Source organism: Paenibacillus sp. R-74696 (genome assembly GCF_055814915.1).
On sequence record NZ_JBPULM010000020.1, the window covers coordinates 1 to 20,409 of the forward strand.

19 protein-coding genes are annotated in these 20,409 nt (G+C 50.2%); all 19 read right to left on the bottom strand.

The window, feature by feature from the left end; all coding sequences use genetic code 11:
• Window positions 1–357: 357 nt before the first annotated feature.
• The 19 genes from ACSR9A_RS05645 to ACSR9A_RS05735 all read right to left on the bottom strand — a co-directional run bounded on the left by ACSR9A_RS05645 (window position 358) and on the right by ACSR9A_RS05735 (window position 20,363).
• Window positions 358–1,866 (bottom strand): NADH-quinone oxidoreductase subunit N, encoded by a 1,509-nt coding sequence (locus ACSR9A_RS05645; RefSeq protein WP_473756118.1) that lies wholly within the window; start codon window positions 1,864–1,866, stop codon window positions 358–360.
• A 4-nt stretch (window positions 1,867–1,870) separates the two neighbouring features.
• Complete coding sequence (locus ACSR9A_RS05650) at window positions 1,871–3,502, bottom strand: complex I subunit 4 family protein (protein WP_473756119.1); 1,632 nt, start codon at window positions 3,500–3,502, stop codon at window positions 1,871–1,873.
• A 1-nt stretch (window position 3,503) separates the two neighbouring features.
• The gene (locus ACSR9A_RS05655; protein ID WP_473756120.1) at window positions 3,504–5,366 is read right to left on the bottom strand and encodes an NADH-quinone oxidoreductase subunit 5 family protein; all 1,863 of its coding nucleotides are present in this window, start codon (window positions 5,364–5,366) and stop codon (window positions 3,504–3,506) included.
• A 190-nt stretch (window positions 5,367–5,556) separates the two neighbouring features.
• Window positions 5,557–6,219 carry an NADH-quinone oxidoreductase subunit K gene (locus tag ACSR9A_RS05660; RefSeq protein ID WP_473756121.1) on the bottom strand — a complete coding sequence of 221 codons (663 nt, stop codon included), beginning with the start codon at window positions 6,217–6,219 and terminating at the stop codon, window positions 5,557–5,559.
• Window positions 6,220–6,554: 335 nt separating this feature from the next.
• Window positions 6,555–8,783 carry a methyl-accepting chemotaxis protein gene (locus ACSR9A_RS05665; protein ID WP_473756122.1) on the bottom strand — a complete coding sequence of 743 codons (2,229 nt, stop codon included), beginning with the start codon at window positions 8,781–8,783 and terminating at the stop codon, window positions 6,555–6,557.
• Window positions 8,784–9,017: 234 nt separating this feature from the next.
• On the bottom strand, window positions 9,018–9,803 hold the full coding sequence (locus tag ACSR9A_RS05670) for a tyrosine-protein phosphatase (protein ID WP_473756123.1): 786 nt from the start codon (window positions 9,801–9,803) through the stop codon (window positions 9,018–9,020).
• 88 nt (window positions 9,804–9,891) lie between these two features.
• Window positions 9,892–10,290, bottom strand: coding sequence for a F0F1 ATP synthase subunit epsilon (locus ACSR9A_RS05675; RefSeq protein ID WP_341279920.1), 399 nt, complete (start codon window positions 10,288–10,290; stop codon window positions 9,892–9,894).
• A gap of 24 nt (window positions 10,291–10,314) precedes the next feature.
• Window positions 10,315–11,718, bottom strand: a complete 1,404-nt coding sequence (gene atpD / locus ACSR9A_RS05680) for a F0F1 ATP synthase subunit beta (protein WP_341279921.1) — start codon at window positions 11,716–11,718, stop codon at window positions 10,315–10,317.
• A gap of 79 nt (window positions 11,719–11,797) precedes the next feature.
• On the bottom strand, window positions 11,798–12,664 hold the full coding sequence (gene atpG / locus ACSR9A_RS05685; protein WP_473756124.1) for an ATP synthase F1 subunit gamma: 867 nt from the start codon (window positions 12,662–12,664) through the stop codon (window positions 11,798–11,800).
• Between the two features lie 158 nt (window positions 12,665–12,822).
• A complete protein-coding gene (gene atpA, locus ACSR9A_RS05690) occupies window positions 12,823–14,337 on the bottom strand; it encodes a F0F1 ATP synthase subunit alpha (RefSeq protein ID WP_056036781.1) in 1,515 nt (504 codons plus the stop codon).
• 15 nt (window positions 14,338–14,352) lie between these two features.
• Entirely contained in the window at window positions 14,353–14,901 is a 549-nt protein-coding gene (locus ACSR9A_RS05695; protein WP_473756125.1) for a F0F1 ATP synthase subunit delta, read from the bottom strand.
• Window positions 14,898–15,380: a F0F1 ATP synthase subunit B gene (gene atpF, locus ACSR9A_RS05700; protein WP_473756126.1), complete on the bottom strand. Its 483-nt coding sequence runs from the start codon at window positions 15,378–15,380 to the stop codon at window positions 14,898–14,900. The genes ACSR9A_RS05695 and atpF overlap by 4 nt, the downstream gene beginning before the upstream one ends.
• Before the next feature lie 88 nt (window positions 15,381–15,468).
• On the bottom strand, window positions 15,469–15,681 hold the full coding sequence (gene atpE, locus ACSR9A_RS05705) for a F0F1 ATP synthase subunit C (RefSeq protein WP_056036771.1): 213 nt from the start codon (window positions 15,679–15,681) through the stop codon (window positions 15,469–15,471).
• Between the two features lie 85 nt (window positions 15,682–15,766).
• Complete coding sequence (atpB, locus tag ACSR9A_RS05710) at window positions 15,767–16,525, bottom strand: F0F1 ATP synthase subunit A (RefSeq protein ID WP_473756127.1); 759 nt, start codon at window positions 16,523–16,525, stop codon at window positions 15,767–15,769.
• A 22-nt stretch (window positions 16,526–16,547) separates the two neighbouring features.
• Entirely contained in the window at window positions 16,548–16,916 is a 369-nt protein-coding gene (locus tag ACSR9A_RS05715) for an ATP synthase subunit I (RefSeq protein WP_473756128.1), read from the bottom strand.
• Entirely contained in the window at window positions 16,909–17,142 is a 234-nt protein-coding gene (locus ACSR9A_RS05720; protein ID WP_099518189.1) for an AtpZ/AtpI family protein, read from the bottom strand. The genes ACSR9A_RS05715 and ACSR9A_RS05720 overlap by 8 nt, the downstream gene beginning before the upstream one ends.
• A 189-nt stretch (window positions 17,143–17,331) precedes the next feature.
• Window positions 17,332–18,480, bottom strand: a complete 1,149-nt coding sequence (wecB, locus tag ACSR9A_RS05725) for a non-hydrolyzing UDP-N-acetylglucosamine 2-epimerase (RefSeq protein WP_473756129.1) — start codon at window positions 18,478–18,480, stop codon at window positions 17,332–17,334.
• A 39-nt stretch (window positions 18,481–18,519) separates the two neighbouring features.
• Window positions 18,520–19,149 carry a uracil phosphoribosyltransferase gene (gene upp / locus ACSR9A_RS05730; RefSeq protein ID WP_341279928.1) on the bottom strand — a complete coding sequence of 210 codons (630 nt, stop codon included), beginning with the start codon at window positions 19,147–19,149 and terminating at the stop codon, window positions 18,520–18,522.
• A gap of 122 nt (window positions 19,150–19,271) precedes the next feature.
• On the bottom strand, window positions 19,272–20,363 hold the full coding sequence (locus ACSR9A_RS05735; RefSeq protein ID WP_473756130.1) for a glycine-rich domain-containing protein: 1,092 nt from the start codon (window positions 20,361–20,363) through the stop codon (window positions 19,272–19,274).
• Between the last annotated feature and the right edge of the window lie 46 nt (window positions 20,364–20,409).

Below are 20,409 nucleotides of genomic sequence, written 5' to 3' on the forward strand. Positions count from 1 at the left end.
CTCCGCACTTGCGCTCCGCACTTGCACTCCGCACTTGCACTCCGCACTTGCACTCCGCACTTGCGCTCCGCACTTGCACTAATTCTTGCCCGCAATTTACATCTATCTAATGCCGTTGTATCCGCTAACTCTCTCATTCTACTGCCGTTATATCCGTTAACTCTCTCATTCTACTGCCGTTATATCCGTTAACTCTCTCATTCTAATACCGTTATATCCGCTAACTCTCCCATGTAACTTTCGCGCTTCGAGCAGACTTGTCCTTGTTCTCGCTTAAGATAACGACTAAAGACCCTGCTTGCAGGAATCCATACTGTCTTCTTACCCAGTTGGGGCCCTTCCAATCAGCAGCCCCAGCTACCTCATCAGCAAGCCTGGGAACAAGCCCAGCACGACAAGAGTAACGGCGCAAATCGCAATGCCCACAGAGGCGGCAAGCGGAAGCGTTCGCTCGTCGCTGCCTGTTCTCATGAACATTTGCCGGATGAAGCCGAAATAAGCATAGGCGGCCGCCAGACTGCACACAGCCATGACGCCCAGCAGCCAATAGGCCTCTGCTGCGGTGCTGCCCAGCCAAATATACACTTTAGCAAAAAAGCCCCCTGTAACGGGCATTCCTGCAAGCGACAGAACGAAAACAGCCATAGCCGCGGCGAGCCAAGGCGACCGATGATACAAGCCAGCAAGACCGCTGAGCTTGCCATGCCCCACCGATTTCTGAATGACTGCCAAAACTGCCGTGGCCCCAAACATCGCCAGCATATACACAGAGAATTGATAGACGAGCGGTGCCAATGAACTGCTATGAACTGGTGCAAGACTAAGCGCAACCGGAACAAGCAAATAACCGCTGTTGATGACGCTCGCCCAGCCCAATATGTGAGCAGCCTGCTTTTGCCTCAGCAGGGCGACCGTGCCCCAGGCTATTTGACTAGCTGCAATTGCCTGCAAGCCGATATAAGCGCTATTGAAACCCAATAGTTCAACAATTCCCATTTCATGGAGCAAGTGAAATAATACAGCGGCAGTTGCCCCTTGGCCTGCTATCGTCAGAAATATTGCGCCAGCCGTATAAGAGAAGCTTGTGCTTTTATTCTCATCGTTTGATACCCAAATGCCAAATGGCAGAGCTGCCACTTTAACACCCAAACCACATGCCATCAGCAAAATAGCCATGTAGACAAGTGAAGCATACGGCTTCAAATCAGAAATGCCCGCGCGAATAGCAGAAAAGTCCAGCTCTCCAGTCAAACCATAAATATAAGACATGCCGAACAGCAGCAGGGCAGTAGCGACACCGGAACGAGCCGAGAAGCGCAATGCCGGGCGCCCGGGCCGCGAAAGCTGCTTATAGCGCTTGTCTAACGAGGCAAAAATCAAGCTGAGCGCCGCCAAGCTAAATAGCTCAAGTCCAACATACAATGTAATCAGATTGGAAGGCGTCAGCATCAGACGAATACCAAGCAGGGCTGCAGGAATATAAAAATAATGGTTGATACGCTGCTCCCGCTCTTCTCCGAGGCTGAGCAGCACCACTATGATCGCGCCCGCAATAGCCAGCAGAAACATTAGGCTTTCCGTATTCAAGGCAAGATACGTGATTCCCGCGACTCCGCCGGGCTGTCTGCCTTCTGCAATCGCTATCGCCGCCTCTGCATTATTCGCTAACATGCGCCATAAAGCGGACGCAAATACGATGGCCAGCCAAGGCAGCATCATCCCGCCTGACGGCGCTCCCTTTCGGTTCCACAAGCGAAACCGGTCACCAGCAGCCAGTATAACCAGCAGCAAAAGGAGGAGCAGCTCCGGAATAAGCTGCACCGTACCCAACCAAAACTGCGACCCCAGCGCTTCACTATTTGTCATGAGCCTATCCCTCCATCCTGCCTGACAGCAGCTGACTATAAAGCCCTGTAATGCTTTGCTGCACCGTATCAGTTAAAAATGACGGGAAGCAGCCCAGTAGGACGATAAAGGCAAGCAATATAATCATCGGCATCGCCTCAATGAAGCGGGCGTCCTTGAAAGCGCTATGCCGCTCATCAATCGGTCCGAAGATTACGCTCAGCAGGCCTCTCAGCATGTAAACCGCAGTGAGCACGATTCCTGGTATTGCGGCAGTTGCGAGCCATGGCAGCGTATCGAATAAGCCGAGCAGCGACAGCAAAATCCCGGGAAAGCCAGCAAAGCCAGGAATGCCGATAAGCGACAGCACGGCGGCCATAAGCATGCCGCAAATAAACGGAAGCGAGCGGGCCAAGCCGCCAAGCTCGGATATCGCCGTCGTCTTAGCCCTCTCCTGCAAGCTGCCGACAACGAGCCATAGCAGGGCAAAGCATAAGCTGACCGCCATGAGCTGAAAGATCGTCCCTTGCAGCCCAATCTCATTAAAGGCGGCGATACCCAGCCAAATGAATCCCATTTGGCTAAGTGAGGCGTAAGCAAGCAGCTGCCTCATATCTGTTTGGCGCAGCGCCAGCAAAGCCCCATACAGAAGCTGAATAATGCCGATAGCCGCTATGGCTGGGGCCATTTTCTCCGCTTGCTCTGGAAACAAAAATACCCCATAACGCAGCAGTCCATAAGCCCCAGCAGCCGGAAGCAGCCCTGAAATAATCATCGCTACCGATATTGGTGCACTGGCCTGCGCTTTCATAAGCCAGCTATGAACAGGTAGAAGCGGCATAAGCAGCCCGAAACCGATAAGCTGCAAAATAAATAGCACCATCCTCACACCTTCGGACAATGGCTCAGCGGCTACCCTATCTTGTACCACTTGGCTCGTTGCCATTTCTCCTGCAAGCAGTCCATGGGCGATTCCCCCGTATCCCCCGCTGTATACCGTCTGGAGCTGCTCGCCGACCTTTTCTACACGAAGACCCGCCGTACAGGTCAAAATGAGGAATACGACAAGCAGCAGCATGGAACTGAGTCCAGCCCCTGCCAATAGCCGATTCGCCGTACGCTCGCTATCCGGATTGCCCCAAATGCCAACCAGAAAATAAAGAGCGACGATCGCAGCCTGTAAAAATACAATAAACAGCAAAACATCTCTGGCGATAAAAAGCCCCATCAGTGAAGCTTCCAACCATAGCAGCCAAAAATAAAACGCTTTGCGCCGCTTTTTAAGCTGAACAGCTGTCACAACAGCAAGCCCTGTCACTAGGGCGGCAGCGAGCAGCAAAGGCAGCGAGAGCCCATCTACCGCAACCGCATAGGAGAAGGATAATTTTGCTTCGCTATATGCTTGTCCTGCTGATATAGCAAAAGGAAGCGGAATTTCAATCCACGGATGCTGCTCCGCATAAGCGCCGCCTCCCTGCTGCTGATTAAACGTCGCATATAAAAAAGCGGCAAACAGCAGCGGAAGCAGCGCCGCAAGCACTGCAAGCGACTGCAACGCTCGTCCTTGCCCTACTGGGACGAGCAGTACAAGCAGCATCCCGGCGGCAGGGGTCAGCCACATCAAAGACAAAAGCGGCAGCTCTGTCAAAAATGCCATTTTACCACTCCCCCTTTGCTGCCATGATGATGATCGTGATGACTAGGCCGAGTATGATCGCCAGTCCCATCCCTCGAATCGTACTGCGAGCGCTCCAGCTCACAGCCAGCCTCCCCATCGCATACAATAGCTGAGCCGCCAGCTTGGGCAGCGCGCCCATAGCTTGCTCAATCGCCGCTAATACCGCTCCAGCGGCGGCAATCGGCCGCTGAAGCGCACTCGCTTTGCCTGCCGCCCATCCAGCAGAAGCATCCCAAAGCTTCGTTTCTTCAGACAGCAGCTCGCTCGCTTCTCGTTTGTTTTTCAGCCATCCAAGCCAAGCTCCGCCTAGAAGGATCGCCACAGCAGCCAGCATCAATACTACGGACATACTGCCCGGCCTGCCAGCCGCTTCTCCATCGAGCCATCGTTCAGGCAAGCTGCCCCAGACCAATTGAAAGAAGCTTGAAAGGACAACGATTATGGCAAGTGCAGCAATCGAAAAGCTCATAAGGCGCGAATGCTTTTGCCCTTGATCAAGTATTGCTGCTGCAGCCAAGCGCGGCTTGCCTTCAAATATAAGAAAATACATGCGGGACATATAAGCTGCTGTCAAAAGCAGTACAAGCATGATCGCAGCTAGCCATACTATATGCCGCTCCGATGCCTCCACCCAAATAGACTGCTGCAGCCAGAAGCCCGTAAGTGGGGGAATTCCGCTTAAAGCCAAGCCGCCAATTAAAAACGTCCACGCTGCAAGAGGCATATGCTTGCGCAAGCCGCCCATGCCCCTTATATCCGTTGTTCCAACGGTCCGCAATAAATAGCCTGCTGCCAGTACGAGCAGCGTTTTGACAATCGCATGGACCAGCACATAAAGCATACTGCTCGCAGCTGCCCCGATAGCAAGCGAAAGCTGAACGACCCCTAACTGGCTAATCGTCGAATAAATCATTATTTTATTAATATCTCGCTCCAATAGCGCCCTTACAGCAGCGTAGACCGCTGTCACAACGCCAATATAGAGCGCTGCCTTCGTTACGGCTGGAGCTGATTGGAAAATTTCTGTCGTTTTGTACAGAAGCAGCGCTCCGGACATCATGCCGGCTCCTTGCAGCAGCGCGCTCGCTGGAGCAGGGGCTTGTTCCGTACTAATTAACCAAGCGTAAAGCGGAAACTGCGCAGCCATTCCAGCCGCTCCAAGCAGCAGCAAGCTCGCGATCAGCAGCGTTATATTTTTTGCAATCGCACCGGATTGACCTTCAAATACATTATGTATAGCAGCAAAATCGAGCGCATGCTCCGGCATGAACCAGAACAGCAGCAGCGCAAGCAGCAGCCCCGCACTAGCTACACGCATCATTATAAAAGCTCTATTGGCAGCGGCTCGCGCTGCACTCTTCGCGTACCAGAAACCAAACAACAGAAATAGGCTGACGGAGGCCAGCTCCCAAAACAAATAAAAGGCGAGTAAGTTATCTGCAAGAGTAAGCGCTAGCAGTGAGAAGGTGCATAAGGATAAATAGCTGTAAAACACCGTCAAGCGTTCATCCTTTTTCATGTAACCAGCGGCATAAACATGAACAAGAACGCTCAGCAAGCTGACACCTACCAGCAGCAGCGCGCTCATATTGGTAACTTCAAATCCAATTCGCAGTGTAAAGCGATCTATAGAAATCCAGTTAAAGCTGTCATTATAATCGACCGCCCCCTCGCGGAACCGCTCGATACATACCAGAAGCGACAACAGCAGCGAGGCAGCTGCGCCTCCCGTTCCAACAAAGACACCTGCAGGATGAGACCCTCGGCCAAGTGCCATCAGGATCAAAAAAGCAGCAAGCGGCAGCAGCGGAATAAGAAAAGCAGCCTCGGCATACATTTGCATCTGCTACGATCACCTCCTGTCCAACTATTGTTCACGATTAGAGACTGCGACGCAAGGTGAAACGGCTGTCGCCGTCCTTTGTCGGCGCGGCGCGTTTCAGCCCGAGAAATATAAGCCTATTTATAGGTGTGAAACTTATAAAATCTTATATTTAAATAAAAAACCGCTAATTTGTTGACAAAAGCGGGTACTAATTTCCTCGCAGCTCCTTAGTGGTGGAGTCTCGTTTGTATAATACATTTAATACGGCCACACCAATTGAAGCCTGAGCGAAAAAAACCACCAGAGGGAGAGTTCGAAGCCCTTCCGCTATCCCCTGCTTAAATAAGCTTAAAGCAGCAATATTCAACTGGGCTCCGCATAAAATGATACTTACACACAGCAAGGCCACCAATGAATTTCTTTTGACAATTGCCCCATACACACCAATAGCCATCAGCGTCGCCGCTATCATCAAATGGGCAGGAAGCAGCGGCATTTCAGCGCCAGAATAGGGCGTCTCTACAATGACATAGAAAAGAATAGCGAGTAAAAGCGGAATGCCTGCAGCAGCTGCCATTTCCCGAGAAGCGATTGCAATCGCTCGGTTATGCCTGCCTATTTCCGAATGTCTCCTAATCTCTGAGCCTAGTAATATCCCCATTGTCCCCACATACAAGAGTGCCTGAAAAAGCGCAATCAGACCAGCATCCAGTCGGACGAGCAGCCCTGAATTTCCAATAATCGTGAACACTACGCCTAGTGCCAGCCTGGGCAGCATCCTGGCGTGAATCATAATGAAAGAGCCCGCGACAACAAGGGCCGAATAAAGGAAGAACGCGGTTGTTTCTGCCGTAAACCATTCATTAAACAATGAACCGCACTCTCCCTCACCTAAGTTTAACATAAAAGGACCGAGCTAATCATAAGCTTCGGTCCTTGCAAAAAGGGATTTGCTCCGCCCATGCATGCTAGCCTAGCATGGCGCTATCTTCCCTTTGCCGTCACCTTCAACTATCCGATGAAAAAGGGTTGCATTTTGCTTTTTTCCAATCTAATAATAGTTACAATTATAACAAATGCTCCCACTACCGTCTATGATGGAGTTTTAGATGCGCCCACAGTGAAAAGGCCTGCCAAACCGCTGAAAACCGCGATCCGCAAGCCTTTTCCCGCCCTACTATTCTATTATCTGCCTGCTTGTGACCGTTATCTGATTCTAGATTCTGTTAATTTGAATTGGCCTACGAGCTGCTGAAGCAGCATTGTAATAGACTCGACATTCGTTGATGTATGGCGTACGTTATCCATCTCCACAATCAGCTCCTGCACTTGTCCTTCCACATCAGAGGAAACCGAGCGATTTTGCAGGCTGACCTCGGCAATTTGCTCCATCAGCTTAACAACCTCCTCCACAACCTGGGTTTTGCGTTGATCGTCCGCTTGCGCCGATTGCAGCGTGCGGGCTGCGGCGGCAACCAGCTCAGTTCCCTCTTCTACAACTTTCGTACCTTCGTCCATAGAATGATAGGCCTGTTCGGCTTCTAAATAAATTTGCTGCGTAATCCCATGTACTTCCTCTGTCGATTTCTTCGTCAATTCCGCCAGCTTACGGATTTCGGAAGCGACGACCGCGAAGCCACGCCCCTGCTCACCGACACGCGCCGCCTCAATAGAAGCATTTAATGCCAGCAAATTGGTTTGCGAAGATATCTCCTCAATTACCTGCAGCACATCGCGAATATCTTCCACCGTCTTCATAAACTTGCGAATTGTACCGTTCGTATCTCCTACCTTAGAGGAAATATGCTGCATCTTCTCCCCAATACGGCCCACCTCCGTTTGCGCGACTGCGATTTGCTCTGCCGCCTGGGTCTCCAGCACGGATAGCGTATCGCGCATTTCGCCAGCCGCATGCTTCGCCTTGTCAATATCCTTCAATTGGTGGCGCAGGCTGCCAATCATATGTCCTACCTTGCTGCCTACACGCTCCGTTGACAAGGCAGTATTCGCAGAAGATTCATTCATAACGGACTGGCTGCTCAGCACCTCGGCAGCAGTAAGCTTCACCTGCAGCATAATGCCTTCGAGGGAATCGATCATATTGTTGATCCATTTTGCCAGCTCCTGCGTCTCGTCGCAATCGAACTCATTCGTTGACAGCCGCTGGGTTAAATCGCCTTTCCCCTCGGCATTAATGCGAATAAAACGGTTGATTCGCTCCATGTGCCTCGTCACCCGCTGTGATTCCTTGCGCTGCACCGACATCGCAAACAAAATGCCGAACAGCAAATTAAATCCGCCAAGCACAGCTGCCGCTCCCCATAGCGGCATATAGCCGATTACCAGTGAAGCAAGCAGAAACGTTAGTACGCTTTGCAGCATTGCCGCATACATTTGCAGCTTGCGCTGCCGCCAGCCAATACTGCGCAGCCGGTAAACCTCTTCCAGATCGCCCTCGCACATCATCCCCCATAGGTCAGGGCAATGAGGCATTCGGAAGGTAACGCCTTTGCCTATGACGGCAATGTGGCGATAATCCGAATAACCAGGGAACTGCGCGAACAAATTACTGCCATTGCGAATCGTGCCTGCGACGCCAGGATGCAGCTCGCCCGTTGCCGGATCGGTAAAAATAATTTCCAGCTCAGTATGTTCCTTAATTGATACGGTACCCCAGTCTGTCGTTACGCCATCCTTTAAATTTTCGCCATGTGTGAATGTACGATCCTCAAAGCGGCTGCGGGACAACGCAGTTCCAGGCACAATATTACGCTGCAGGCTAGGCTCTGCCATAAACAAATAATTGTCGCCTGAATCCGGATATACATGCCCTGACTCACGCTGAATCAAATCGCCCAGCACATCGTTAGGCACTCTCCCGCATAAGGTTCCGACTCTGCTGCCGTTCACATGCAGCGGCTGCATGAACATGATCGTCATTTTGTCGTGAAAAGAGGACGTTCGAGCCCCTAGCTTGAGTGTCATCACGTCTTCGAAAGGACCAAAGAAGCAGCGTCTGCCCGCTGGGCTGCCTATTTGGGTGTATTGCATACCTGGAGACAGGGGACTGCCCTCTCCATAATGTGTGCCGATATGTGTGGGATAGGTGGAGTGAGCTACATGGTTGTGGTTGTCTAGGAGGAACAGCTCCGTAAAATCCGTACCCCTCGCATAGGATCGTTCGAGCAAAGGAGCTATCCATTTCTGCTGTTCTTTTGAGAACGCAGCGGTTTGCAGTGCGGATAGGCCATCCGCTAATTGATTCGACAGGCGCTCCATATGCCCCCAATACTCATCCGCCCATTGCAGCAGCAGCTCTTTGCGAGTATCTGCAACGCCTTCGAAAATGTGCTCGACATCTTCCTTAATGCCAGAATTGAGCTTCCATGATACCCACAGTGGAAACCCCGTCCTTGTACCTAGCCAATCAAACATACGCACTCCCCCTATGCCCTTCCTTAATCTTCTTATATGTAAAGTATATTAACATACATTTCCACCGTTTTCATAGAAAAATGTTAGCTTTTTTAACCAAATATGTTTAGCTAGCAGAGATTTGAACGAAAAAAAACCAATCATCTGCACGAATTCCGTACAATTGATTGGTTTGCTCATTATGTTGAATGATTAGTTCAAAAGGCTCATTTGATAAATATAAATGAAAATCCATTACTTCTTGAAAAATGATTTAAAAGCCTTCCAGCGGTTTGCCGCAGCACTGCCCTGCCAATCTGGCGCATCAGCAAGGGCCTCATCCCTTAATAGCAGAGCAGCATTTTGCTGAAAATAATCCGACCATTCCGTGCCCATAACCTTCTGTATTCGGTCATACGCTTCCTTCAGCCTAAATCCTCTGCGCTCCACATGATGCGCATCAGATGACACAAGATGAATAAGTCCCGCTTCACACAGCTTCCATGAGGCTCGCTCCACCGTCTTGCCGAAAGCGCCCAGCAGGGAATGGCTCGTCACTTGCCCAAATGCACCAAGCCGCACAAGCTCTTCGAGCCGCTCCGGCTGCTGAATGATGGCCGCGTTCCGCTCCGGATGGGCAATAATCGCATGAATGCCGAGCAATCCAAGCTCATAGACGGTTTGCTCCGTATTTTTCGGAATATGGGAGGATGGCAGCTCTAGCAGCATGTAGGATGAACCCGCCAGCGTCAGCAAGCTACCCTGCTGAAAGTGGTCCAGCAGCTCCTGATGCAGCCGCACTTCCTGTCCGGTATGCACAACAAGCGGAATATCCAGCTCCTGCAGCAGCTCATTGAGCGTACGAGTCAGCTCTTCCACAACTTGAGCCGGATTCACATATCTCCCATTATGGTGATGGGGAGTCGCAATAATCGTTTTGATTCCCTCGGCAGCAGCCGCTCTTGCCAGTGCAACCGAATCTTCCAGGCGGGCCGCACCATCATCAATACCGGGAAGAATATGTGTATGAATATCAATCATAGTGGAGGGCTCCTCTCCTGCGTTGTCATTTACAAAAAACACCGCTAACGCCTCTTACAGGACATTAACGGTGTTTGGGTATCAAGTATTATTTTTTCGCTGTGCCAATACGGTTCATTGCACGCTGCAAAGCAAGCTCCGCACGGCGGAAATCGATCTCATCGCGTTTGGCAGACAGAAGCTGCTCAGCGCGTGCTTTCGCTGCTTTCGCACGATCAAGATCAATATCGGTCGCAAGCTCGGCGCTTTCCGCCAAAATAACGATTTTATCTTTACGAACCTCGATAAAACCACCATTTACAGCAATAACATCAACTTTTCCATCGCGCTTGATTACAACTGGTGCAATACGAAGCTGTGTTACGAGCGGAATGTGGTTTGGCAAAATGCCAAGCTCGCCTTCAACGCCTTTTACACTAACCATATTCGCATTCTCCGCGTACACTTTACGCTCAGGAGTAACGACTTCTACCAAAAAGGTACTCATGTGGATTCCTCCCGCCTTTCGCTACTACAGCGTTTTGGCTTTCTCCACGGCCTCTTCAATCACACCTACATATCGGAAAGCTTCTTCCGGAAGGTTGTCATGTTTGCCCTCGAGAATTTCTTTGAAGCTGCGCACGGATTCTTTAACTGGTACATATTTACCTTTGATGCCTGTGAAAGGCTCGGCAACGTGGAACGGCTGAGACAAGAAGAGTTGAATTTTACGTGCGCGAGCAACGGTCAACTTATCTTCCTCGGACAGCTCGTCCATACCAAGAATCGCGATAATATCTTGAAGCTCTTTATAGCGCTGAAGAATTTTCTTAACGCCTTGAGCTACATTGTAATGCTCTTCGCCAAGAATATCCGGACTAAGGATACGGGAAGATGAAGCAAGTGGATCTACCGCAGGGAAAATACCCATTTCGGAAATTTTACGCTCAAGGTTAGTCGTTGCATCCAAGTGGGCAAACGTCGTTGCTGGAGCTGGATCCGTATAGTCATCGGCAGGTACATAGATCGCTTGGATCGAAGTAACCGAACCTTTTTTCGTTGAAGTAATACGCTCTTGCAGTTGACCCATTTCAGTTGCCAGTGTTGGCTGGTAACCTACCGCGGAAGGCATACGGCCTAGAAGGGCCGAAACCTCGGAACCTGCTTGTGTGAAACGGAAGATGTTATCGACGAACAGAAGTACGTCTTTGCCTTCCTCATCACGGAAATATTCAGCCATTGTCAGACCCGTTAGAGCTACACGCTGACGTGCGCCTGGCGGCTCATTCATTTGTCCGAATACCATTGCTGTTTTGCTAAGTACGCCGGAGTCTTTCATCTCGTGGTACAAGTCATTACCCTCACGCGTACGCTCACCAACACCCGCGAATACGGAAATACCGCCGTGCTCTTGTGCGATGTTGTTGATCAGCTCTTGAATCGTTACCGTTTTACCTACGCCCGCGCCGCCGAAGAGGCCGATTTTACCGCCTTTTGCGTATGGTGCCAGCAAGTCGATAACTTTAATTCCTGTTTCGAGAATTTCCGATTGTGTCGACAATTCGTCGAAAGCAGGAGCTTCACGGTGAATAGGAAGATTGATTGAAGAAGTAGCATCGCCAGCTTCATCGATCGGTTGTCCCAGTACGTTAAATACACGGCCGAGTGTTGGAGCGCCAACCGGAATCGTGATTGGAGCGCCAGTATCAATGGCTTCAGTACCGCGTACAAGACCGTCTGTTGTGCTCATCGCTACAGCACGGACTTTATTGTCACCGAGGTGAACAGCGACTTCAAGCGTTAGATTAATATCTACACCGCCATTTTCGCCCTTCTTCTCGATTTTGACAGCGTTCAAAATTTCCGGCAGGTTGCCGCGTTCGAACTCTAGATCGACGACCGGACCCATGACGGATACAACGCGTCCTTTTTTCATGGTATTCCCTCCTGGTTCCTTCTTGTTACTAGCAAGCAGAGCAGCCTCTCTCAGGGCTTCTGCTTGCGTAGCGTGTTACCTAAGATTGAGCAGCATTCGCTCCTGCAACGATCTCGGAAATTTCCTGTGTGATTGCCGCTTGACGAGCACGGTTGTACGTAAGCGTCAAACCGCTGATCATCTTCGTCGCATTTTTCGTCGCACTGCCCATAGCCGTCATCCTAGCACCGAACTCACTTGCCTTGCCGTCCAGCAATGCGCTGTAAATAAGCGTCTCCGCATATTTAGGCAGCAATGCCTCTAGCACGCCTTCCGGCGATGGCTCGTATTCGTACGCTGCTGTAGAAGCTGCGCTTCCATCTACCGAATCAAGCGGCAGCAGGCGCATTTCCGTAGGAATTTGGGTAATAGCATTAACGAATTTATTGTAATACACGTACAGCTCGTCAAAAGTGCCGTCGGCAAATTTCTGAACTGCTGTCGAAGCTACGATCTTGATATCTGCAAACGTAGGAGCATCCGGAAGACCGGTTACTTCTTCTACGATCGGCATATTGCGGCGGCGGAAATAATCCCGGCCCTTCTTGCCGATGACGAACAATACGAAATCATCGTTCGACTTATGCTTGCTGCGAATCGTGTCCGTTACCTTACGAAGCACGTTGGCGTTGTAGCCGCCTGCCAGACCACGATCAGACGTGATGACAAGATAACCTGTCTTTTTGATCGGACGGGTTTCCAGCATTGGGTGCTTAACGTCTTTCGTACCAGCAGCGATGCTAGCCACAACTTCCTTCAGCTTCTCTGAATACGGGCGGGATGCCTGTGCAGCTTCCTGCGCTCTTCTCAGCCTGGAAGCTGCGACCATTTCCATCGCCTTCGTAATCTGCTTCGTATTTTGTTTACTCTTGATTTCGCGTTTAATATCGCGCATACCTTTAGCCATTTGGTTTCACCCGCCTTTGTTGCCTCGCAGCTTTCCTGTACGCAAGCTCGGATATAGAGCCGCGCAAGCTATAAGGGATGGCTGCGAAGCCTAATGATTGGTACGAGCAGCATATATAAGAACTTAGAGGAACCTATCGTTCCTCACAAGCTCCAAAATTAAGCCGATACGGCAAAGCTTTTCTTAAATTTGTTGATCGCATCAACAAGGGCTTTCTCGTTATCAGCAACCAGATCCTTCGTATCGCGGATCGAATTGCCGATTTCCGGGTGATTGGAATCGAGGAACGCCAGGAATTCTTTCTCAAAGCGCAAAATGTCAGCAACCGGAATTTCATCCAGATGACCTTTAACCGCAGAGTAGATCGAGATTACTTGCTTCTCAACCGGCATCGGCTGGTTAACGCCTTGTTTCAGGATTTCCATTGTGCGAGCACCACGGTTTAGACGGGCAAGCGTTGATTTATCAAGGTCGGAACCGAATTGCGAGAACGCTTGAAGCTCACGGTAAGCCGCAAGGTCAAGACGGAGCGTACCGGCAACCTTTTTCATCGCTTTAATTTGTGCGGAACCACCGACACGGGATACCGAGATACCAACGTTAACCGCTGGACGTTGACCGGAGTAGAACAGATCCGCTTCCAGGAAGATTTGACCGTCAGTGATCGAGATAACGTTCGTCGGGATGTAAGCCGATACGTCAGAAGCTTGTGTCTCGATGAAAGGAAGGGCAGTCAAGGAACCGCCGCCTCTTGCATCGCTCAGCTTAGCTGCGCGCTCAAGCAAACGGGAGTGAAGATAGAAAACGTCACCTGGGTAAGCTTCCCGACCCGGTGGACGGCGAAGCAGCAAGGAAAGCTCACGGTATGCTGCCGCTTGTTTCGACAAATCATCGTAAATAACGAGTACATGCTCGCCTTTGTACATGAAGTATTCGCCCATTGAGCAGCCTGCATAAGGAGCCAGGAACAAGAGTGGAGCTGGCTCGGAAGCGCCTGCAGTTACAACGATTGTATATTCCAAAGCGCCGTGACGGCGAAGGGTTTCTACAACGTTAGCAACAGTGGATTGCTTTTGGCCGACAGCGACATAAATACATTTTACGCCGTTGCCTTTTTGGTTGATGATCGCATCAATCGCGATCGCTGTTTTACCTGTTTGACGGTCGCCGATAATAAGCTCACGTTGACCACGGCCAACTGGAACCATTGCGTCGATCGCTTTAATACCTGTTTGCATAGGCTCATGAACCGATTTACGGTCGATAACGCCTGGAGCTGGAGATTCAACCGGACGGGAATGCTTCGTGTTGATTGGACCTTTGCCGTCAAGCGGCTGTCCAAGCGGGTTCACAACGCGGCCCAGCAGCTCTTCGCCAACTGGAACTTCCATGATACGGCCTGTACGTTTTACTTGATCGCCTTCACGAATGTCCTTGTAAGGACCGAGAATAACGACACCGACGTTGCTTTCTTCAAGGTTCAATGCCATGCCGACAACACCGTTGGAGAATTCGAGCAATTCGCCTTGCATCGCATTTTCCAAACCGTGAACGCGAGCGATACCGTCACCGATGCTAATAACGGTGCCAACATCCACGACTTGAATTTCGGATTTATATTGTTCGATCTGCTGCTTAATCAGCGTGCTGATTTCATCAGGTCTGATACTCAATTCGCTCACCCCTATCTACAGTGCTTTAGATTTTAACTGTTTTTCTAACCGTTCAAGCTTGCCGGACAAGCTGCCATCGTAAAGGCGGTCGCCAATGCGGACCTTCACTCCACCCAGAAGGGCAGGCTCTACGACTTGCTCAGCAATAATGGTTTTGCCCGTCAATCCGCCAAACTGAACTGCAACCTCTGCCAGTTCTGCGTCATTCAAAAGACGAGCTGTATATACCGTCGCATGCGCTTGCTTAAGCTCATCGCCTGCGATTTTTGTAAATGCTTCGTAGATTTCCACAATTAGCTCCTGACGCCCGCGCACAAAAACCAGCTCCAGCGTATTCAGCAGCAATTCGGAAATGCTTCCACCGAAAGCGGCTTTAAGAACGGCCAGCTTCTTCGAAGCATCAATATTCGGATAGCTTAGAAACTTTTGGATTTCCAAATCTTCTCCAAGCGATTGTGCAATAGCTTGCAGCTGCTGCTCTACCTCAGAAATAATGCCGCCTTGCTGTGCAAGCTCGAACAACGCTTTGGCGTAGCGCTTCGCTACCGCTGCGTCCCGGCTCATTTGCCGCTTACTTCTTTCAGGTATTGATTAACAAGCTGCTCTTGTGATTTCTCATCGACTTGCTTCTCAATGATTTTCGAAGCGATTTGAACGGAGATGCCGCCAACTTCAGAACGAAGTGCTGCAATTGCCTTGTTTTTCTCGCTTTCGATGTCTTTAAGAGCATCATCTTTCAAGCGCGACGCCTCTGTCTTAGCAGTGTTCACGATCTCATCAGCTTGCTTGCTGCTTGTAACTCTCGATTGCTCAATAATTTCGTAAGCCTCTTTACGAGCCTGCTCAAGAGCCGCTTTCTGCTCAACCATTTGCTGCTCAGCTTGCTTACGGCTGGATTCAGCTGTATTCATCTGTTCAAGCACGAGCTGTCTCCGTTTCTCCATAACGCCGAGCAGCGGACCGAATGCGTACTTGTTCAGCAACCAGTACAATACTAAAAAAGCTACTATCGCATATACTGTCGATTCCCAATGCAATGCCATTAAAGCCACTCCTTTCTTACCACAAAATTGTCACAATCACAACGAAGGCGAAGAGGGCTAGGCCTTCCCCGCCAGATACGTGTTTAACTTATTTAAAGAAAGCAAGGAAGCCAATAACTACGCCGATGATCGGCACAACTTCGACGATACCTACACCGATAAACATTGTTGTTTGCAATTTACCTTGAAGCTCAGGCTGACGAGCGATACCTTCAACTGTTTTGCTGACGATCATACCGTTACCTACACCTGCGCCAATTGCGGCCAAACCAACTGCCAATGCTGCTGCCAATACTTCCATTTTAAAAATCCTCCTCAATAATATCTCGTTTTGGTTTTGTATTGCTAACCTAGGGGGTAATTAAATCCTAGGCATCAAGCTTAACTTAATGGTCTTCCTCGTGAATTGCGGCCTGTGAAATGTACACCATCGTAAGCATAGTGAACAAGAAGGCCTGAATTGCGCCGACAAAGATACTGAACGCTTGCCAAGCCGCGAGGAACGGAGTACCGATAACCCCCAGCATCAAAATGGTCGAGATCAGCACTTCGCCCGCATAGATGTTGGCGAATAGCCGTAGCGCCAAAGTTACTGGCTTCGAGATTGTCTCGATCAAGTTGATCGGCAGAAAAATTGGAAACGGATGGAAATAGTGTTTCACGTAATGCTTGCTGTTCAATCTCACGCCCAAATAATGCACGAGTATGAATACGATCAGCGCTAGCCCTGCGGTAACATTAATGTCAGCCGTAGGTGATTTCCACCAGGCTAGCTCCAGATGTCCGCCCTTCTCCTGCAACAGCTCCTCTGTAATGCCTAGTGCCGGATAAGCGTGATGGACTTCTGTCACGATACCGAAAGGCAAACCTAGCAGGTTGGAGATGAAAATAAACATAATCAACGTCATACCCAAGGAAATGAAAGGCTTGACGCGATTAAGCGGCATTGCGCTGGCAATCAGATTGTGAACAAATTCGACGGCCCATTCCAAAAAGTTTTGCATCTTGGAAGGGTTGTCCACCGATAAATTGCGCACAGCAAGTCTCGCCACAACAAAGGTGATGATGGCGGAAACCGTTATCGCAATGAACGTTGAAATGTCGATCTGCAGCGATCCGAGCTGCCACACCGGAAATTCATGCATGTAAAATTCTCACCCCTTTCCACTAAAGTTTATTTCTATTATGAATATAAGCTGCTACCAGAAGAATAAAAGGCATAACCATACAGCCAATTAATGCGGCTGGCATGCTGAAGTCTTCCGGAAAGCGATAAGCAACCATGGCAACCAGCAGCACCATAGCGATGCGGCTTCCAAGCCCCATACCCATTCTGCGAGAGCTTCCTCCTGCTGCTTTAAGCGTAATCATTTCCACTCTGCGCCTCAGTAAAAACGCATTCATGAAACTCGCTGCAAGACCCAGTAGAAGACCAAGTGCAACTGTTCGCCAGTTCGGCATAAACGCCCAGACAATCAGACACACACCCATCATGAAGAGTAGCGACCTTACTGCAGTGTTCATTATTTTATCCATCGGCATCCTCCATTACCTTCTTCACAAGCAGAATGCCTGAGAGAAGACCGACAGCCAGACCGACCAGTATGCCTCCAACCGTCCAACCCGAACCTCCGCCAAAGCGTTCACCGAGCGACGATCCGAGAAAGTACCCTAAAAAGATACAAATAGCGACTTGCAGTCCGAGCCCGCCGACAAGACCTGCGGCAAACAGCGGATTGTCTCTTCTGTTCTTTTTATCCATGGCCCATACCCCTGTCAATCCTCATTTATTTTATCCAAGCGGCGCAAGGTTTGTCAATTGATAATCCTGTATAGTTTTACTGTACAGATTGCCCAAAAGCCAGTCAAATCAAGCCCTCAGAGCCGACAAAACCATACAGTACAACTGTATGCTGTGCATTGCGCCGCTATTTATAAGACCATGTGTAAACTATGAACGTTGTGTGAACGGATCGGGACGCTCAGAATTTCTTCCAAAATGATGCAGCAAAGCTTGCACGATACGTGTCGAAGCTTGTCCATCACCGTATGGATTTGCCGCATGGCTCATCTTTTCATACAAGGAAGCATCGTTAAGCAAGGCGCTTGCCCGGCTGTAAACAACCTCTTCATCCGTACCCACAAGCTCAAGTGTACCCGCCTCAATACCTTCAGGACGCTCTGTTGTATTGCGAAGCACCAGCGTTGGCACTCCAAACGAAGGAGCTTCCTCCTGAAGGCCGCCGGAATCGGTCAAAATCATATAGGCATGTGGATAAAAATTATGGAATTCAAACACATCCAGCGGATCGATAAGCTGAATACGCGGATGGCCGCCGAGAATTTCCGTTGCCGGTTCTTTGACGGCTGGGTTCGGGTGAACGGCATAGACAATGGCAACATCCTCATGCTCATCGGCAATGCGTTTTACCGCACGGAAAATATTGCGATGCGGCTCGCCCAGCGACTCGCGGCGATGCGCCGTCATCAAAATCATCCGTTTGCCCTTCGCCCAGTCGATAACCGGGTGAGCAAAGGAAGGATCCACCGTGTATTGGAATACGTCCGTTGCCGTATTTCCCGTCACATAAACCGTCTTTTCCGACTTGTTCTCCTTGAGCAAATTGCTAGCCGACCAAGAAGTCGGAGCAAAATGCACATCAGACAACACGCCTGCAAGCTGGCGGTTCATCTCTTCCGGGTACGGGGACAGCTTGTTCCAAGTCCGAAGGCCCGCTTCCACATGACCCACCTGGATTTGCTTCAGGAAAGCAGCGTAGCTGGCAAGAAACGTCGTCTGTGTGTCACCGTGCACCAGCACGATATCCGGCTTTGCTTCCGCCAAAATCGGATCAAGGCCCTCCAAAACGCGTACGGTCGTTTCCGTTAGCGTCTGGCGGTCCTTCATCACATTCAAATCATAGTTCGGCTGGATTTCAAAAAAATCAAGCACCTGATCCAGCATATGACGGTGCTGCGCAGTTACGCAGACGATAGATTCAATATCGTCCGAGTGCTTGTTCAACTCAAGAACAAGCGGCGCCATTTTAACTGCTTCCGGGCGCGTACCGAAAATAGTCATTACTTTTAATTTGGACAAAACAATTCACTCCTATAATCTGCTTGCGCCAGGCAGGCGCTAATTAGTGCCGAACATGCGGTCACCCGCGTCTCCAAGACCTGGAACAATATAGCCCTTCTCGTTCAGACACTCATCCAGCGCGGCAATATAAATATCGATGTCCGGGTGCGCTTCCTGTACGGCCTTCACGCCTTCAGGCGCAGCAATTAGACACATCAGCTTAATATGCTCGCAGTCGCGTTTTTTGAGCGCAGTAATAGCCGCGATTGCGGAGCCGCCAGTAGCCAGCATCGGATCCACAACAACGAGCAGGCGATTCGGAGCATCCGTCGGCAGGTTGATATAATATTCCGTTGGCTGTAGCGTTTCATGATCGCGGAACAAGCCGATATGACCAACCTTTGCAGCAGGAATAAGCTTCAAAATACCCTCTACCATGCCAAGGCCGGCGCGCAAAATCGGAACAAGACCCAGCATGCGTCCCGATACGACCTTCGATGGCGTCTGCGCAACCGGCGTCTGTACGGTAATCGTTTCAAGCGGGATGTCCCTTGTAATTTCATATGCCATTAATGTTGCTACTTCATCAACCAGTTCCCGAAAATCTTTCGTATTCGTATCTTTATTCCGAATAAAGGTCAGCTTATGCTGGATTAACGGATGGTCGCAGATGACCAATTTGCTCATGGAGCGTTATTCCTCCTGTGTGATAACGTATTTCTGTATCTGTAGACACAATCCCGTATATTATAGCATTGTAAAAGGCCTGATGCATCCTGTGATTTTTCACTTTGAAAAATCGTCCGTTTTTAGCTGCTGCAGCCGCCGCCACAGCCGCCACCGCTGTCTCCCCCGCTACTGCCTCCGCAGGAGCTGGATGAGTCGCTGCCGCTGTCATGGCCGCCGCTGGAATCATCACGGTCATGAGAGGAGCCCAATCCGTCGCAGCCGTATGTCGACGACCCGCTGCCATTTGCATCTCTTTGGGCTTTTGTCTGCGCTGCATTCATTTGCTCGGCAAAGTCATTAGGCGAAGAAGCGGATATGGAATGAAAAATGAGCATGCCGGACAGCATGCCTGTCGCTCCAACTACCGGATCATAGCCGCCCTTCCAGGAGGAAGAGGCGCCCACCGGATAAGGCTTAACCTGCTCATCGCTATTATGTAGCTGCGATTTCAAGCGCCACTGCAAATAATCTATCGTCTTCTGCATATCGGGGTATGCTGCCGCTGCTTTAGCATTAAACCATTTTTCCGTCAGCACCTGCTCCGATTGCTCTGCAAACTCATCCGTCCACTCGCGAGGAAGCGGCGTCTTGAAAAAGGCGCCCCACACCCGCCCGCTTGCCGGCGTTTGCTGGAACAGCTCTGCGTATACCCAGTCAAACCAGGCCCGGCCATCGACATTTGGACGTTCATTTTCAGCGTGCGGGGCATGATGAATCAGCCCGCCACAGAAGGATGTGCAAAACTGCTCATACTCCCGCGTAAACATCAGCATTTCATGCCAGATGAGATCCGCACGGCCGCTGTACATCGGAACTCCCCGAAGCAGTCCGCACATTAGAAAAAATCGTTTCAGCTCAAAAAAGGTCCATTTCCATTCCTTATCGGACAAGCTAGGCAGCTGCTTGAGCACGCGATCCTTGATCCGGCTTTCAAAATCATTCGTAAGGGCAGCCTCAAGACGTTCGGCAGCCGGACGGGCAGGATGCTGGTAAGGAACTCCCAGCGCAAGCGGCGGCTCCTCAGACGGCCAAGAGGCTAACGACAAGCTTCGCTTGCCCAGCGAATGGCCATTATCATTTCTTTTTCGCGAACGATTGGCTCGGGTTACGATTACAATTACAAGTACGATAATTACAACGTAAATCAGAACGAGAAAAATCGTATTGCTCATGGCTGTACCATCACCTTCCATTTAGCTTTGTCTGTACTATTGTAGC

Bases quoted from the DNA above. Each gene is read 5' to 3' on its own strand.
- ACSR9A_RS05645 (WP_473756118.1), bottom strand. From the start codon at position 1,866: ATGACAAATAGTGAAGCGCTGGGGTCGCAGTTTTGGTTGGGTACGGTG.
- ACSR9A_RS05650 (WP_473756119.1), bottom strand. From the start codon at position 3,502: ATGGCATTTTTGACAGAGCTGCCGCTTTTGTCTTTGATGTGGCTGACC.
- ACSR9A_RS05655 (WP_473756120.1), bottom strand. From the start codon at position 5,366: ATGCAAATGTATGCCGAGGCTGCTTTTCTTATTCCGCTGCTGCCGCTT.
- ACSR9A_RS05665 (WP_473756122.1), bottom strand. From the start codon at position 8,783: ATGTTTGATTGGCTAGGTACAAGGACGGGGTTTCCACTGTGGGTATCA.
- ACSR9A_RS05670 (WP_473756123.1), bottom strand. From the start codon at position 9,803: ATGATTGATATTCATACACATATTCTTCCCGGTATTGATGATGGTGCG.
- ACSR9A_RS05675 (WP_341279920.1), bottom strand. From the start codon at position 10,290: ATGAGTACCTTTTTGGTAGAAGTCGTTACTCCTGAGCGTAAAGTGTAC.
- atpD (WP_341279921.1), bottom strand. From the start codon at position 11,718: ATGAAAAAAGGACGCGTTGTATCCGTCATGGGTCCGGTCGTCGATCTA.
- atpG (WP_473756124.1), bottom strand. From the start codon at position 12,664: ATGGCTAAAGGTATGCGCGATATTAAACGCGAAATCAAGAGTAAACAA.
- ACSR9A_RS05695 (WP_473756125.1), bottom strand. From the start codon at position 14,901: ATGAGCCGGGACGCAGCGGTAGCGAAGCGCTACGCCAAAGCGTTGTTC.
- atpF (WP_473756126.1), bottom strand. From the start codon at position 15,380: ATGGCATTGCATTGGGAATCGACAGTATATGCGATAGTAGCTTTTTTA.
- atpE (WP_056036771.1), bottom strand. From the start codon at position 15,681: ATGGAAGTATTGGCAGCAGCATTGGCAGTTGGTTTGGCCGCAATTGGC.
- atpB (WP_473756127.1), bottom strand. From the start codon at position 16,525: ATGCATGAATTTCCGGTGTGGCAGCTCGGATCGCTGCAGATCGACATT.
- ACSR9A_RS05715 (WP_473756128.1), bottom strand. From the start codon at position 16,916: ATGGATAAAATAATGAACACTGCAGTAAGGTCGCTACTCTTCATGATG.
- ACSR9A_RS05720 (WP_099518189.1), bottom strand. From the start codon at position 17,142: ATGGATAAAAAGAACAGAAGAGACAATCCGCTGTTTGCCGCAGGTCTT.
- upp (WP_341279928.1), bottom strand. From the start codon at position 19,149: ATGAGCAAATTGGTCATCTGCGACCATCCGTTAATCCAGCATAAGCTG.
- ACSR9A_RS05735 (WP_473756130.1), bottom strand. From the start codon at position 20,363: ATGAGCAATACGATTTTTCTCGTTCTGATTTACGTTGTAATTATCGTA.